A 15,871-nucleotide genomic window follows, 5' to 3' on the forward strand; every position below is an offset into this window, starting at 1 on the left:
CATCGATTCCTGTGTGACTCCAGGCATGCGGTAGAGTGGCGCCATGTCCGACTCACCGACCCCGGGCCGCCGCGAGCGCAAGAAGGCCGCGACCCGGCAGGCCATCGCCGACGCGGCTCTGGAGCTCTTCCTGGAGCACGGCTTCGACCGGGTGAGCGTCCGCGACGTCGCCGAGAGGGCCGACGTGTCGACGACGACCCTCTTCGCGCACTTCCCGAGCAAGGAGTCCCTGGTCTTCGACCGTGAAGCGGACATCGACGCCGCGCTGGCCGCCGCCGTCCGCGAGCGGCCCGGCGGTCAGGGGGTGGTCGAGGCGCTCCGGACCCACGCCCTGGAAGCCTGGCTGCCGATCATGACCGATCCGCGGCGGGAGCGGTTCACGGCGCTGGTCGACGGCACGCCGGCACTCCGCGAGTACGGGGAGCGCATGTGGATGCGGCACGCCGGCACGCTGGGTGCCGTGATCGCGGAGGAACTCGGGCGAGAGCCGGACGACCTGGCGTGCGCGGCACTGGCCCGCTTCGTCCTGGAGGTGCCGGCCCTCACCGCGGGACGGCGCGACCCGCGGGCGACCGTGGAGACGGTCTTCGATCTGCTGCTGAACGGCTGGCGGTCACAGACCGGCCCGGCGGCCGACGCGGGCGGCGACGACCACGCCCGCTCCGCCGGGCGCTGACCCCTCGCTCAACCCCGCGAGCGCGTCCGCCACAGATCCCGGAGCAGCGCGATCTCGGCCATGTGGTGGATGAATTCGAGGTTGCCTCCCGCCACGACGACGATGTAGGGGTCGTCGGGATCCGAACCGTACGGGTACTGGGAGAAGCCGACGGTGTCCAGTTGCTCGTCGGTGACGGACGCGACGTCCTCGCGCCAGCGGTCGATCAGCGTCCAGAACCGTTCGAGCGCCAGGTCGGCGGAGGGGGTGAAGTCGACGAGCAGATGCGGGTCCTGCCGCCGTGCACCGAAGGTCCACTCCCAATGCCCCGCGAAACAGGAGTGCAGGTGCGCCAGCCGCCAGGCGATGGTGGTGATCGGCGCCTCGTCGGGCTCGGGCGTGCCCGTGTGGGCGAGGACCTCCTCGACCCGCGCGACGGTCACACTCCAGTCGTCGGCGATCTTCGCGACCGGCATGCCGCCGGCGGCCTGCCGGGCCACCTCGGCGTACTCGCTCGCGGGTATGTCTGGAGCCCCCTTGTCGAGCACCCACTCGCCGGGTCCGTACGCCCTGGGCGTCACCGCCTCACCCCGGCGCCGGATCGACCAGCACCCGGCCGCCGGCTCCCACAGGTACTCCTCGTCCCCGAGTCCCGCCAGCCGCACCTGGGCCATCTCCCTGGCCTGGTCGAACTGGTCGAGCAGCAAGCCGAGTCGGTCCGTCCGCGAACCCTCGGTCTCCATGCCCGGCTCCCTCCACGGTGCGCTTCGCGCCGCCCACCCGGGCGCCGCGGCGGAGCATAGCGACACGCGTCCCGCACACGCGACCGATTTCCCACCGCGGCCGGTGCTCAGGAGTCGACGGACTCCGCCAGCGAACGGGGGCGCAGGTCCGTCCAGTTGGCCTCCACGTACGCCAGACAGGCGTCCCGGGTGTTCTCCTCGAAGGCCACGGTCCATCCGCCGGGCACCTGCGCGAAGGACGGCCACAGCGAGTGCTGCCCCTCGTGGTTCACGAGGACGAGGAAACGGCCGTCGGCGTCGTCGAACGGGTTGGTGCTCATGCCCGATGCCTCCCGGAGGATTAGGTTAGGCTCGCCTAATTACTGGCGAGCCTAACCTTCTGCTGTTCCGCTCCACAAGGAGACGCGCATGGAGTTGACAGGCCACGAGCCCTTCGCCGCGTTCGGGCTGTCCGGCGCTCCCGGCACGGAAGCCTTCTGGGCCGAGGCGCGCTCGCCCTTGTCGGTGCCGGACGGCGACGGCTGGAGGACCCTGTTCCTGCGTCGCGGCGGCGACGCTGCGGCCATCGGCTTCGAAAGCTGGTCGGACCCGGTGCCGCTGCGCCGGTGGGGCGCCACCGACTGCTGGTACGCGACGGTGCGCATGCCCGCGCGCCTGCGTGTGACGTACCAGTTCCTGGTGGGCGACGCGGCGTACGCGGACCCGTGCAACCCGGACGGCGCGGGCGGCGACAGGTCCGTCGCGTCGACCCCCGACGCACCGCCCCAGCCGCACTGGCCCCCGGTCGGCGCGGACGACGTCCTGCCCCTGCCCCGGACCCGGCTGCGCTGGACGAGCGAACGGCTCGGGGGCCGGCGCACCGTCCGGGTCCACGCGGCCGGCGGGGGCGGACCCGTGGTGCTGCTGCTGGACGGGGACGACTGGCTGTATCTGCATCCGGCCACCGTCGCGTTCGACTCGGCCGTCGCGAGCGGTGACATGCCCCCGGTCACCCTGGTGTTCCTGCCCGCCAAGGACCGCGCGGCCGAGTTCGGCTGCCGGCCCGCCCTGTGGGAGGCGGTGCGGGACGAGCTGCTGCCCCTCGTGGCGGGGAGCGGTGTGCCTGCCGACCCGGCCGGGCTCGTGGTGGCGGGACAGAGCCTGGGCGGGCTGAGCGCGCTGTACGCCGCCGTGGAGTTCCCCGGCCTGGTGACGCGGGTGGCCTGCCAGTCGCCGTCGTTGTGGTGGACACCGGGGGCCGCGGATCCGGCGGACCCGCTGGGCGGTCCGGCCGGCGGCGCCCTCGCGGACCGCCTGCGCGGGCGTCCCGACCTGTCCGGGCTGCGGGTCGCCTTCGACGTGGGCGAGCACGAGACGCGGATGCTGCCGCACTGCGCCCTTGTGGAGGAACTCACCGAGCGGGCCGGGGCGACCGTGCGGGTCTCCCGGTCGGCGTCGGGCCACGACCGGGCGGGCTGGCGGCACGCCCTCCTGCGGGACGTGGCCTGGACGCTGGGCCGGGACGTCCCGGGACACGCGTGAGGGTGGGCGGCACGCTGCCGCCCACCCTCAGCACCGGGACGTCCTCAGCTCTGCGGACGCTTACCGTGGTTGGCGCCGTTCTTGCGGCGGGCCTTCTTCTTGCGACGTCGTTTCGAGGACATCGATACCTCCCTGGTGCTCGTATTTCCACGCTTTGCACCGGATTGTCGCCACCGGTGATCACAGTGCCCCTTTCCTGGCGAGGCCCGGGGCAAACCTCCGGCACGGCGGCACCTCATCTGGTCACCGGGTCACCTGGTCACCTGGTCACCTGGTCACCTGGTCACCTGGTCACCGCCAAGCGGTACTCCTCGTCGGTGGCCAGAAGGCGGCGGTGGGTGTCATCGGCGGTGACGACGCCCTCGTCCAGGACGAGTACACGGTCGGCGGCGGCCAGCAGGGCGGGGCTGCTCGTGATCACCAGGGTGGTGCGGCCCCGGCGCAGTCCGGCGACGCCCCGCGCGATGAGCTGCTCGGTGACCGCGTCCACAGCCGTGGTCGGGTCGCGCAGCACCAGGACGTCGCTGTCGGCGGCCAGGGCGCGGGCCAGGGAGAGCCGCTGGCGCTGCCCCCCGGAGAGGTTGGCGCCCCGGTCGCGCACGGCGTGGTCGAGCCCCTCCCGGTGCAGGGCGACGACGTCGGTCAGCATCGAGGCCTCGACGGCCTCGGGGACCCTGCGGCTGGTGCCCGACGGGTCGATGTTGGACCGCAGGGTGCCCGCGAAGATCTCGCCGTCGTACGGATTGACCAGCATGTGCTCGCGGACCGCCGCCACCGCCAGGTCCGCGAGGTCCCGTCCGCCGAGGCGCACCGTCCCCTCGTACGCGTCGGGCGGGACCTGGAGGGCGAGGACCTCGGCGAGTTCGGCCGCCGCTCGGGGCTGGTAGGCCGCGACGGCCACGAACTCCCCTGCCCGGACCCGGAAGCGGACCTTGCGCAGCATTCCGTGACTGACGCAGTCGACCTCCAGGTCGGTGCCCCGGACCGGCCGCCCCGTCCCCGGTGTCGTCACCGCGGGTGCCGCGAGGACCAGCGCCATCCGCTCGGCGGAGGCGCGCGCGATCATCACGTACTTCGGCATCTCCGAGAACAGCTTCAGCGGTTCCATGATGAACTGCGCCAGGCCCACGGCCATGACCAGCTCACCGATGGTGATCCGCCCCTCGAAGGCGAGCCACCCGGCCGTGAGGGTCACGGCGGCGGCGAGTACCGCGTTGAGGGCGAGCGCGGTGCCCGCGTAGACGCCACCCACCCGTGCCACGGTGACGGACTGGCGCCTCGCCTCGGTGCTGACCCTGCGGTAGGACCGGAAGGCCGCGTGGTTGCCGCCGAAGCCGTGCAGCGGGCGCAGGCCGATGATGAGGTCGGCGACCTTGGCGCCCGCGCGCGCCACCCGCGCCTGCTGTTCACGGGTGCTGGAGCCGATGCGCCGGGACATCACGCTGAGGACGGACAGGATCGCGACGGTGCCCACGATGACCAGCAGCCCGAGCCGCAGGTCGGCCAGCCCCAGCGCGACCGCGGCGATCAGCACCGCCACGAGCGAGCTGATCAGCAGCGGCACGACCTCGATGATGTCCGCGGTCTGGTCGGCGTCCTCGGTGGCGATGGTCAGCACCTCGCCCGACTTGAGGTCGACGTCCCTGGCCACCGGCTGGAGCCCGGTCCCCGCGACCCGGACCCGCCAGTGGTGTGCCTCGGTGGTGTTGGCCTTCTGCAGGATCCGCATCCCGAACCGCCAGGACAGCGACACGGTCGTGATGATCACGGCAAGCGCGGCGACGGAGAGGCCGAGCGCGTCGGGGCTCCGGTGGCGCATGGTGTGCTCGACGATCAGGCCGAGCGCGATGGGGAAGGCCGTCTCACCGGCCTGGTAGAGGCCCATGAGGACGGTGCCCCAGGCCATCGCGCCGACGTTGCGCCGCAGGGCGGTACGGAGGATGTCGGACCCCGTGCGGGGCCGCTGGGTGTCAGGAGTGGTCATCGAGGTGGTGGGCAATCGCTTCCGGGGTTCGCAGGGTGATCAGATCGCGGACCGTGATCACTGGACCGTACTCCCGGCGGAGCAGCCCGGTCAGCCGCACCGCCAGCATGGAGTGCCCGCCGAGGGCCGTGAAGTCGCTCACGGCGCTCACCTCGTCGTCGTCCAGGTCCAGTGCCTCGGCGAAGAGTTCGCACACCGTCGTCTCCGTCTCCGTCTCCGGTGCGCGTTCCGCCGCCGTGGTGAGTGCCCCGAGCGGTTTCGCCTCGGGGAGCGCCTTGGTGTCGGCCTTCCCGTTCACGGTCAGCGGGATGCGGTCGACCCGGGCGTAGTGGGTGGGGCGGAGGAAGTCGGGCAGTGCGGTGCCGACCTCACCGGCGACCTCGGCGAGGCCGGCGCCGTCCAGCACGAGGTAGGCGGCCAGCCGGTGGGCGCCGTCGACCTGCGGATCCGGCTGGGCGACGGCGGCGACGAACCGCACCGCCGGGTGCGCCGCGAACACGGCCTCCACCTCGCCGAGCTCCACCCGGTGGCCCCGGATCTTGACCTGCTGGTCGGTGCGGCCCAGGTACATCAGGTTCCCGTCGGGCCGCCGCACCACGAGGTCTCCGGTGCGGTACATGCGCTCCCCCGGGGCGCCGAACGGGCAGGCGACGAAGCGGTGCGCGGTCTGGGCGGGTTGCCCGAGGTAGCCGCGTGCGATGCCGATGCCCGCGACGTACAGCTCGCCGGGGACGCCGTCGGGCAGCGGCCGGAGCCAGGGGTCCAGCACGTACACGTCGGTGTTGTCGATCGCGACGCCCACCACCGGGTCGGGGCACTCGAACGTGCCGACGCCGAGGGTGTTGATGGTGTACTCGGTGGGTCCGTACAGGTTGTACCCGACGGTGCCCTCGGTGTCGGCGAGCCGGCTCCACAGCGCCGGGGTGACGGCCTCGCCGCCCAGCAGCACCAGCGCGGGCCGGCGGGCCGGGTCGTCGAGCAGGCCCTCGGCCACCAGTTGCTGCGCGTAGGTCGGGGTGACGTTGACGACGTCGATCCCGTGCTCCGCGCAGTACGCGACCAGCCGGGGCGCGTCGCGGCGCAACTCCTCGTCGCAGATGTGCACTTCGTGACCGTCGGCGAGCCAGAGCAGTTCCTCCCACGACATGTCGAAGGCGAAGGAGACGGTGTGGGCGATGCGGAAGGTCCGGTGCCCGTGGTCCGCCAGCACCGGTCCGAAGATCCGGCGCCGGTGGTTGACCAGCATGTTGGTGAGTCCGGCGTACTCGGTCACCACGCCCTTGGGCCGGCCGGTCGAGCCGGAGGTGTAGATCGTGTACGCGGGGTGCCTGAGCCGGTGCGGGTCGTCCGGCGCGAAGGTCGTGAACGGTTCGGCGTCCGGCAGCGGGCGGTCGAGTTCGATCAGGTCCCCGGTGAGCCGGTGTGCGACCGCGCTGACGGTGAGGACGACACGGGGGCGGGCGTCGGCCACGATCGCCGCGATCCGCTCGTCGGGGTGGTCCAGTTCCAGGGGCACGTAGGCGGCACCGGTGCGCAGCACGGCGAAGAGGGCCACGATCGAGTCGAGCGAGCGCGGCAGGGCGATGCCCACCGCCGTCTCCGGGCCGATGCCGCGCCGCACCAGTACGCCCGCCACCGCGCGGCTGCGGTCCCTCAGTTCGGCGAAGGTCAGGGCCGCGCCGTGGGCGACGAGAGCCACGCGCCACGGTTCGGCGTCCGCCGCCCGGTCGAACCGGTCGACGACCGTGTCCGTGCCGACGTCGGTGCGTTCACCTGCCTCCGGGGCGGGCACCGGACCCGGCAGGGCGCCGACGGGACCGTCCGAGGCGGTGAGGTCTTCCAGGACGCGCAGGTAGTCGTCGAGGAGGCTCCGGGCGCCCGCGGTGTCGTGGTCGCGGTACTCCAGTTTGACGGTGAGCCGGTCGCCGGGGGTGACCACCCACGTGAACGGGTAGTGGGTGGAGTCGTCGGCCCGCACCGAGGTGATGCCGTGCCGGGCGTTCATCTCGGCGAAGGCGTCCAGGTCCAGGAAGTTCTGGAGGACGAACAGGTTGTCGAACAGGGTGTCGTGGCCGGCGGCCCGCTGGATCTCGCCGAGCCCGAGGTGCTCGTGCTCCATGGCCTCGACCCGGGCCGTCTGCACGGACGTCAGGTAGGCGCGGACCGTGTCGTGCGGCCGGGCGCGCGTCCACATGGGCACGGTGTTGAGCAGGACGCCGACGACGTCGGACAGTCCTTCGCCCTCCCGCCCCGAGACGGTCACGCCGAAGACGGCGTCGCCGCGGCCGGTGCGGGCACCGAGGAAGAGGCCGAACGCGCCGGTCAGCACGGAGTTCAGGGTGACGCCGTGGGCCTTGGCCGCCGCCTTCAGCGCGTCCGACTGCCCGGTGGTCAGGGTGCGCACCAGGGCGCGAGGCAGGTCGTCGGGGAGCGTGGGCGCCGGCCCGGCGAGCAGGGTGGGGCCGGTCAGGCCGGCGAGGTGCCGGGCCCAGAAGCGTTCGGAGACGGCCGGGTCCCTGGCGGCGAGGGCCCGGGCGTGGTCCTCGAAGCCGGGACCGGCGGGTGCGGCGTCGAGGGGAGCGCCGTCGAGGACGGCACGGTAGGCGTCGAACAGGTCGCGCAGCACGATCTCCCGGGACCAGCCGTCCCACAGCAGCAGGTGGTAGCTGAGGAGCAGTCCGTCGCGGTCGTCGGGCAGGCGGACCACGGTCAGCCGGATCAGCGGCGGCTCGCCGGGGTCGAAGCCCGTCTCCCGGTCCCGCAGCCGCAGGGCGTCGGCCTCCGCGTCCGTCGCCGCGCCGACCGTGCGGACGGTGACCCGCCGGCCGGCGGAGAGGACCTGGACGGGACTGCCGTTCTCGTCCGTGGTGAAGCCGGCGCCCACGGCCGGGTGCCGGGCGATGACGTACGCCATCGCCTCGGCCAGCGCGTCGGTGTCGAGCCGCCGTTCGAAGGTGAAGTAGCTCTGGGCGACGTAGTGCCCGGCCGGGCCCGTGAGCTGGGTCTGGAAGTACAGGCCTCGCTGGAGGGGGGTGACCGGTGCCGTGCGCTCCGCCGTGGCGGAGGCGTCCGCGAGGTGTTCCAGTGCGCGCAGCCAGTGCTCGGTGATCTCGTCCGGGACGCCCTCGGCGAGGGTGAAGGTGGCGTGCAGGCTGCCGGTGGCGGCGTCGGTCCAGGCGTCGGCCTCGACGGCGTACGGGCTGCCGGGCCGGTCGCCGCCGGTGAGCCGCGGCGCGTCGGTCTCGTGGCCCCGCCCCAGGTAGTTGAAGAGCACCTGCGGGTGGGCGGTGCCGAGCAGCGGCGCGGTCTGCGGGTTGAGGTACCTGAGGCCGCCGTAGGCGACGTGTGCGCGTTCGTCCGGCCTGCGTTGGGCGACCTCGCGCGCCGCGGCGACGGGGTCGGTGTGCGGAGTGAGCCGTACGGGCGCGATGGCGGTGAACCAGCCGACGGTGCGGGTGTAGTCGTGGTGGTCGAGGGCGGGGACCCTGCCGTGCCGTTCCAGATCGACCGCCAGGTCGGTGGGCGAGGGCTGGATGCGGGTCAGCGCGGTGCGCAGCGCGCCGCACAGCAGCTCGGTGAGTCCGAGGCCCAGCGCGGAGGGTGCGGTGCGGGTGACGCGGTCGCTCACCCCGGGTGCGAGGACGACCGTCCGCTCGCGCGTGCTGCCGCCGGTGGGCAGCGGCGTGGGAGCCCCGAGCGTGCTGATCCAGTGGGCCAGGCCGTCGGTCTCGTGGGCGGACCGGTACGTGAGGGCCCGGGCGTACTCCGCGTAGGGCGTGGTCTGCGGTGCCGGGGCCGCACCGCGCAGGGCGTCGGCCAGGTCGTCCAGCAGGATCAGCCAGGACACGGCGTCGACGGCGAGGTGGTGCACGGCGACCACGAGGGTGCGGCTCGCCTCCAGCCAGGTGAAGGCGACGACCTCGCCGGCGCCCGGGTCGAGGCGGCCGGCCGCGTCGTCGGCCGCGCGCGCCGCGTCGGTCCCCCTTCCGCGGACGACCGTGACCTCGCGGTCCGGTTCCGTGCGCGGGGACCAGACGCCGTGCTCGACGCGCAGCCGCAGTCGCAGCGCCGGGTGTGCGGCGACGACGGCCCGCGCGGCGCGCTGCACGTCGGACAGTCCGGTCCCTTCGGGTGCGGTCAGCGTCCTGGCCTGGGCGAACCGGTGGAGCGATCCGCCCAGCTCCCGCTGGCGCAGCATGATCGGTGTGGGCGGCAGCGGGCCGTCCTCGTGACGGGCGGGCGCGGGAGACGGCTCGGCACCGGGGGTGCGTGCCGCCAGGTGTGCGGCGAGCGCGCGGGGCGTCCTGAGCAGGAACACGTCGCGGGGCGCGATCGGCAGGCCGATCGCCCTGGCCCGGTTGATCACGGTGATGGCGACGATGCTGTCGCCGCCGGCGGCGAAGAAGTCGGTGTCGGCGTCCGGGGCGGAGCCGGGCAGCGCCCGGGCGAAGAGGTCGACGAGTGACGCGAGCACGGCGTCGTGCCCGCCGTTCGGCGCGTCGCCCTTCGCGTCCGGTGTCCGGGCGGCGCGTTCGGTCAGCGCCCCGCGGTCCAGTTTGCCGTTGACCGTGAGCGGCAGGGCGTCCACCGGCAGCACCAGGCCCGGCACCATGTGCGGGGGCAGTTTCGCCGACAGGAGCGCGGTGAGGTCGTCGGGCACCCGGCCCACGACGTGCGCGACCAGGTGGTCCTCGCTGTCCGCCACGGTGACGGCGACGTCGGCCACGCCGTCGAGGGCCCGGATCGCGGTTTCCACCTCGCCCGGCTCGATCCGGAACCCCTTCAGCTGCACCTGGTCGTCGGCGCGGCCCACGAACTCCAGCTCGCCGTCGAGCGTGCGGCGGGCGAGGTCGCCCGTGTGGTACATGCGGGAGCCGTCCGCCCTGAACGGGTCGGCCACGAACCGGGCCGCGGTCAGTCCCGGCCGGCCCAGGTAGCCGAGCGAGACCTGGTCGCCCGCGACGTAGATGGCACCCACGCGGCCGGGAGGCACCGGGCGCAGCCGGTCGTCGAGCAGGTGCGTGACGAGGCCGGGGACCGGACCGCCGATGGGGCTGGTGGTGGCGGCGCCGGGCGCGAAGTCGGCGTCGGTCAGCAGCCGGTGGGTGACGTGGACGGTGGTCTCGGTGATGCCGTACATGTTGACCAGCTCGGGGGTGGCGGTGCCGTGCCGGTCGACCCAGTCGCGCAGCCGTCCGAGGTCCAGCGCCTCGCCCCCGAAGATGATCCGGCGCAGTGCGGGCAGCGGCGTACCCGCCCGCAGGTCGGCCTCGGCGAAGCGGTAGAACGCCGACGGGGTCTGGTTGAGCACCGTCACGCCGCGTTCGCGCACCAGCCGGTGGAAGTCGACCGGGGAACGGGTCAGTCCGTACTCCGGCACCAGCAGCTCACCGCCGTGCACGAGCGCGCCCCACAGCTCCCAGACGGCGAAGTCGAAGGAGTAGGAGTGGAACTGGACCCACACGTCGTGCGGGCCGAAGCCCATCACGGGACGGGTGCGGGCGAGCAGCGTCACGACGGCGGCGTGCGGGACGACGACGCCCTTGGGCCGGCCGGTCGATCCGGACGTGTAGATCACGTAGGCGGGGTCGTGCCACCCGACCGCGGGCCCGGGTTCCCGGACGGCAGGCGCCGGCTCCTCGTCCGGTACCAGCACCCGGGCCGGCACGCCCGCGCGGTTCAGCAGCCGGGTGAACCGGTCGCGCTGCTCCCGGTCGACGAGGACGACCTGCGGGGCGGAGTCGGCGAGGGCGTACTCCAGGCGTTCGTCCGGGTAGGCCAGGTCCAGCGGGACATACGCCCCGCCGGCGCCGACGACGGCGACGAGGGCGACGACCTGCTCGACGGAGCGCGGCAGGGCGACGGCGACGCGCCGGCCCGGACCGGCCCCGGCCGCGCGCAGGACGGCGGCCAGCTGGTTCTTGGCGTCGGCCAGTTGGCCGTAGGTCAGGGAGCGGGTGGCGCCGTCCAGGGCGCACTGGGTGACGGCGGTGGCCGACGGGGTACGCCGTGCCGCGGCGTCGAAGAGGTCGCCGAGCGTCGCCCGGGTGACCGGCCCGGTGTGCCCGGCTTCTCGGTGTGCCAGGTCGCCAGCCGGGGTGTCCGGCCGGGTGAGCAGACCGGTGAGGTTCCGGATGAAGGTGTGCAGGATCTCGCGGACACGGGTCTCGCGCAGCAGCCCGGTGTCGTGGATCAGGTTGAAGCGCGGGCGGCCGTCGCGCGTGCGCTCCACGACCAGGGTCATCGGGTAGTGCGGGGCGCCCTCGTTGACGATGTCGGTGACGGCGAGCGTGTCGCCCGGGCGCCGCAGCGCGTCCACGTCGGTCGCCACGTCGAACACCACCAGGGTGTCGAAGAGCGTGCCGGTGCCGGACCGGCGGGCGATCCGCGCCAGCGAGACGTGCTGGTGCGGCAGGACCGCGCTCTGGTGTGCCCGGACGGCTGCGAGCAGGTCACGCGCGGTGGTGGCGGCGGTCCACCGGGCGCGCAGGGGGACGGTGTTGATGAACAGGCCCACCATGTCCCCGATGCCGGGCACGTCCGCGTCGCGGCCGGACACCGTGGAGCCGAACACCACGTCGTCGCTGTGCAGCATGCCGCCGAGCGTGAGGGCCCAGGCGCTGTGCACGGCCACGCTCAGCGGTACACCGGCGGCGCGGGCCGCCGCGTCGACGTCGGTGTCCGCCGTCACGGCGGCGTCGGCGAACCGGTCGGAGGGCGGGTGTCCCTCGGCGATCAGCGAGGGGCCGGCGAGCCCGGCCAGCTGCTGGTCCCACACCCGGTCGCTCGTGTCCTGGTCGCGTCCGGCGAGGCGGCGCACGTGGTCGGCGAAGCCGCCGAGGGCGTGTCCGGAACCGGGTGCGTGGTACTCGGCCAGCAGGGTGCGCAGCATGGGCGGCACCGACCAGCCGTCGGCGATGATGTGGTGCACCGTCTGCACCAGGACATGCCGGTGCGCTCCCGCCCGGACGAGCGTGTACCGCATCAACGGTCCGGTGGCCAGGTCGAACCCGGCCCTGCGGTCCCGCTCGGCGAGGGCGCGGATCTCGTCGTCGCCGATGCCGGGGCGGTCCAGGACGGTGAAGGGCGGCACGGCGCCGCTCTCCAGCACGCAGACCACCCGGCCGTCGGACAGGGCCACGAAGCGGGCGGCGAGGTTCGGGTGGAGGGTCAGCAGGCGGACGGTGGCGGCCGCGAGCCGCTCGGGGTCCACCTCGCCCTCCAGGGTCAGGAGTTGCTGCTCGACGTAGCTGCCGTGGGTGTCGTCGTCGTAGACGGAGTGGAAGTACAGGCCCTCCTGCAGCGGGGTGAGCGGGAGGATGTCCAGCAGCGCCGGGCCGTCCAGGGCGTCGACGTCGGCCTGGGTGAGCGACAGCGGGCGGAAGTCGCTGGGCGAGTGGCCGCCCTCGTCGAGCGCGGCCAGCCCCCGCAGGGCCTCCTGGTAGTACGTGGCGAGTGCGGTGATGTCCGCGCCGGTGAACATGCCGTCGGGCCAGGAGAGGGTGGTGACCAGCTCGTGGGCGCCGGTGGGGGCGGGTTCGGCGATCGCGTTGAACTCCAGGGCTCGGGGCAGGCGCATGCGCGGGTCCCGCCGCTCCCCCAACTGGTCGCTGCTGTGCGCGAGTTGCCAGTCGGCGAACGAACCCGCCTCGAAGCGTCCCAGGTAGTTGAAGAGCACCTGGGGCGCGGGTGCGTCGAAGGCGGCCCCGGCCAGGTGGCGCAGGGCGCCGTAGGAGACGCCGTGGTCCGGGACGCGCGCGAGGTCTTCCTTGACCGCCTTGAGGGCGGCGGCCAGGTATCCGGGTGCGGTGAGGTCGGGTGCCGGGCCGGGTTCGACGGTGACCGGGAAGAGGGTGGTGAACCAGCCGACGGTCCGGGAGAGTTCGGGTTCGAAGCCGGCGGTCGGCGCGACGAACCGCGGTTCGCGGCCGTGGCCCTCGAGTTCGATGTGCGCGAAGGTCTGGTCCTGGCCGAGGTCGCGGCGCCACCGGGCGAGGGCGACGGCGAGCGCCGTCACCAGGACGTCGTTGACACCCGCGTGGAACATGGCGGGTGTCCTGCCGAGCAGCGCGGCCGTGGTCCCTGCGCCGACCGACACGGTGCGGACGCGCTCGCGCGCCACGGTGTCGCCCTCGGCCAGGGCCCGTCTGCCCAGTGGCAGGTCCGGCCCCGGCAGGGGGCGCCGGAAGCAGGAGCCGTCCGCGTCGAACGCGGCGCGCTCCAGCAGCTGGGTCCAGCGCCGGAACGACGTACCCACCGGGGGGAGTTCGACGGGAGCGCCCGAGGTGTACTGCCGCCAGGCGGTGGCGAGGTCCTCCATCAGGATCCGCCAGGACACGCCGTCGACCACCACATGGTGGACGACGAGGACCAGTTGGCGCGCTGCACGTCGCCAGACGGCCCGCACCATCGCGCCGGCCGTGGGGTCCAGCGCCTCGGTGGCGAGGGTGACGCACGCGTCGAGCGGCTGGTCGCTCTCCTGCCAGCGCGCGGCGGCCGCGACGGTGCGGGGGTCCGCCTCCGGGATGTCGAATCCCCAGCGGTCGCCGCGGACGAGTCTGGCGCGCAGCATGGCATGCCGCCGGACGAGGGCGGCGAGGACCGTGTCGAGGGCGTCGGCGGTCAGGGTGGCGGGGGTGTTGAGCACGACGGACTGGACGAAGCCGTCGATCGCGTCGGTGGTCTCGCCGAGCCACTGCACGACGGGTGAGCCCACGACGGTTCCGGTCGCCACGTCGCGGTGGTCCACGGCCGTGGTGTCCTCGCGGCTCGCCACCGCCGCCAGCGCGCCCACCGTGCTGTGGGTGAAGATCTGCCCCGCCGTGACGTAGAGGCCCGCGTCGCGCAGGGCGCTCAGCAGCGAGATCGCCAGGATGCTGTCGCCGCCCAGCTGGAAGAAGTCCTGGTCGACTCCGACCCGGTCCAGTCGGAGCAGCGTCGCGACCGCCGCGCACACCGCGCGCTCCTCGTCGGTGCCGGGCGGGGCGGCCGGGTCGGCGTCGACGACGGGCTCGGGCAGTGCGCCGCGGTCGAGCTTGCCGTTCGCGGTGAGCGGGAACTCCGTCATCACGACGACGTGGGTGGGCACCATGTACTCCACCATGTGCGCCCCGGCCCAGGCCTTGACGTCCCGCGCGCGCAGGTCCGCGTGTCCGGCGGCCGGGATCACGTATCCGACCAGGTAGGTGCCGCCTGCCGGGTTCTTCTTCGCGAGGACGCAGGTGTGCCGCACGTGGGGGTGTTCCGCGAGGCCGGCCTCGACGTCCTCGATCTCCAGCCGCATGCCGCGGATCTTGATCTGGTTGTCGGCGCGGCCGAGGAAGTCGAGCGAGCCGTCGGGGGCGAAGCGCGCGAGGTCGCCGGTGCGGTACAGCCGGGACCCGTCGTCTGCGAAGGGGTTCGCCACGAACCGGGACGCGGTCAGCCCCGGCGTGTTCACGTATCCGCGGCCCAGCAGCAGTCCACCCACGTACAGTTCGCCGCCGACGCCGACCGGCACCGGGCGCAGCTCGTCGTCCAGGACGTACAGCTGGGTGTTGGGGTTGGCCCGGCCGATCGACGTCGACAGGCGTTCGGCCGCTCCCCGGTAGACGACGTGCGAGACACCGATGGTCGTCTCGGCGGGTCCGTAGCCGTGGTACAGGGGGATGTCGAGCCGGGTGCGGAAGCGCTCGTAGAGTTCGGGCGTGAGCACCTCGCCGCCGCACCAGACGTGCCGGAGGCTGTCGAGGCGTCCCGTGTCGCCCGCCATCTCCAGCAGGACGTCCAGCATGGACGAGACGAGGTAGGTGAAGGTGACGCGCTGTTCGGCGATCACGCTCAGCAGGTGGTGCGGGTCGCGTTCGCCGCCGGGCCGCAGGACCACGAGTCTGCCGCCGCTGACGAGGGGCAGGAAGATCTCGTTGATGGAGATGTCGAAGGACAGCGGCGCCTTGAACAGGGACGCGTCGTCGGGTCCGAAGTGAAGGATCTCGTGGATCTGCCACAGGAGGCGCTCGCTGATCGCCTCCTGCCGGATCATGGCGCCCTTGGGCCGTCCGGTGGAGCCGGAGGTGAAGATGACGTAGGCCAGGGCGTCCCCGGGGGCGGTGACTTCGGTGCCCTCGGTCGACTGGCCCTCGAACCGCCAGTCGCCGAGGTCGACGGCGACGGCCTCCGGTTCGTCCGGGGCGTGCTCACCCGTGGAGTTGAGCTGTACGACGACCCGGGCGTCCTCGACGACGACGGTCCGGCGCTCGGCGGGCCAGTGCGGGTCGAGCGGGACGAACGCGCCGCCCGCCTGGAGCACGGCGAGCAGACCGATCACCATCTCGGCGGAGCGTTCCAGGGAGATGCCCACCATGTCTTCGGCGGTCAGGCCGCGGGCGATCAGGTGGTGGGCCAACTGGGCGGAGAACTCGGCCGTCTGACGGTACGTCAGGGTGTGACGCTCGTCGATCACGGCCACGGCGTCCGGCCTGGCGCGGACCTGTTCGCGGAACATCTCCACCAGGGTGGGGCGGACACGGTCGGCGCCGGTGTCGTTCCACCGGGCGAGGTCCGCCAGCCGCTCCGCGGGGCCGGACGGGCCGATGGTGCCGAGCGGCCGGTGCGGGAAGCCGGCCAGGTCGTCGAGGGCGAGCTGCGCCTCGTCCGGTGCGACACCGTCCGGGAGGGCGATGCTGAGGCCGTCGTCGGCGACGCGCCAACCACTCGGTGCGCTCCCGCCGTTGTCGGCCCAGGCGAGCACGTCGGTGAACAGGGTGCCCGGGGTGAGGTCGAGGCCGGCGGGGCTGTGGCCCGCGGCCCAGTACGCCAGGGCGATGGCGCACGCCTCGGCGACGGCCCGGTCGCGGTGGTCGCCGAGGCGCCGGCGCATGTCGGTCAGGTGCCCACGGGAAAACCGGACGAGAGAAGCGGTCGGTTCCATCATCGAAGACTCAACGCCCCTTCCAAGGAATGAAGGCAGGCTAACCTAACTTAGGCACA

General features: G+C 73.4%; 6 protein-coding genes. 2 read left to right on the plus strand and 4 right to left on the minus strand.

Annotation, left to right across the window (positions count from 1 at the left end; all coding sequences use genetic code 11):
* The first annotated feature begins 43 nt into the window (after positions 1-43).
* On the plus strand, positions 44-676 hold the full coding sequence (locus EV562_RS01105) for a TetR/AcrR family transcriptional regulator (protein WP_133884711.1): 633 nt from the start codon (positions 44-46) through the stop codon (positions 674-676).
* A gap of 8 nt (positions 677-684) precedes the next feature.
* On the opposite strand, the gene EV562_RS01110 is transcribed toward EV562_RS01105, so the two are convergent.
* Together EV562_RS01110 and EV562_RS01115 are read right to left on the minus strand one after the other, a co-directional pair.
* Positions 685-1,398: a DinB family protein gene (locus EV562_RS01110; RefSeq protein WP_133884712.1), complete on the minus strand. Its 714-nt coding sequence runs from the start codon at positions 1,396-1,398 to the stop codon at positions 685-687.
* 107 nt (positions 1,399-1,505) lie between these two features.
* Entirely contained in the window at positions 1,506-1,718 is a 213-nt protein-coding gene (locus EV562_RS01115) for an MbtH family protein (RefSeq protein ID WP_133884713.1), read from the minus strand.
* An 88-nt stretch (positions 1,719-1,806) separates the two neighbouring features.
* Between EV562_RS01115 and EV562_RS01120 the strand changes: the two genes are divergently transcribed.
* Complete coding sequence (locus tag EV562_RS01120; protein ID WP_133884714.1) at positions 1,807-2,919, plus strand: alpha/beta hydrolase-fold protein; 1,113 nt, start codon at positions 1,807-1,809, stop codon at positions 2,917-2,919.
* A gap of 283 nt (positions 2,920-3,202) precedes the next feature.
* Here EV562_RS01120 and EV562_RS01125 read toward each other — a convergent pair whose 3' ends face one another.
* Both EV562_RS01125 and EV562_RS01130 read right to left on the minus strand, forming a co-directional pair.
* Positions 3,203-4,903, minus strand: coding sequence for an ABC transporter ATP-binding protein (locus EV562_RS01125; protein ID WP_166661515.1), 1,701 nt, complete (start codon positions 4,901-4,903; stop codon positions 3,203-3,205).
* A complete protein-coding gene (locus EV562_RS01130) occupies positions 4,890-15,815 on the minus strand; it encodes a non-ribosomal peptide synthetase (protein WP_133884715.1) in 10,926 nt (3,641 codons plus the stop codon). The genes EV562_RS01125 and EV562_RS01130 overlap by 14 nt, the downstream gene beginning before the upstream one ends.
* Positions 15,816-15,871 lie beyond the last annotated feature (56 nt).

The organism is Streptomyces sp. BK208, from assembly GCF_004364245.1.
GTDB lineage: Bacteria > Actinomycetota > Actinomycetes > Streptomycetales > Streptomycetaceae > Streptomyces.

Bases quoted from the DNA above. Each gene is read 5' to 3' on its own strand.
- EV562_RS01105 (WP_133884711.1), top strand. From the start codon at position 44: ATGTCCGACTCACCGACCCCGGGCCGCCGCGAGCGCAAGAAGGCCGCG.
- EV562_RS01110 (WP_133884712.1), bottom strand. From the start codon at position 1,398: ATGGAGACCGAGGGTTCGCGGACGGACCGACTCGGCTTGCTGCTCGAC.
- EV562_RS01115 (WP_133884713.1), bottom strand. From the start codon at position 1,718: ATGAGCACCAACCCGTTCGACGACGCCGACGGCCGTTTCCTCGTCCTC.
- EV562_RS01120 (WP_133884714.1), top strand. From the start codon at position 1,807: ATGGAGTTGACAGGCCACGAGCCCTTCGCCGCGTTCGGGCTGTCCGGC.
- EV562_RS01125 (WP_166661515.1), bottom strand. From the start codon at position 4,903: ATGACCACTCCTGACACCCAGCGGCCCCGCACGGGGTCCGACATCCTC.
- EV562_RS01130 (WP_133884715.1), bottom strand. From the start codon at position 15,815: ATGATGGAACCGACCGCTTCTCTCGTCCGGTTTTCCCGTGGGCACCTG.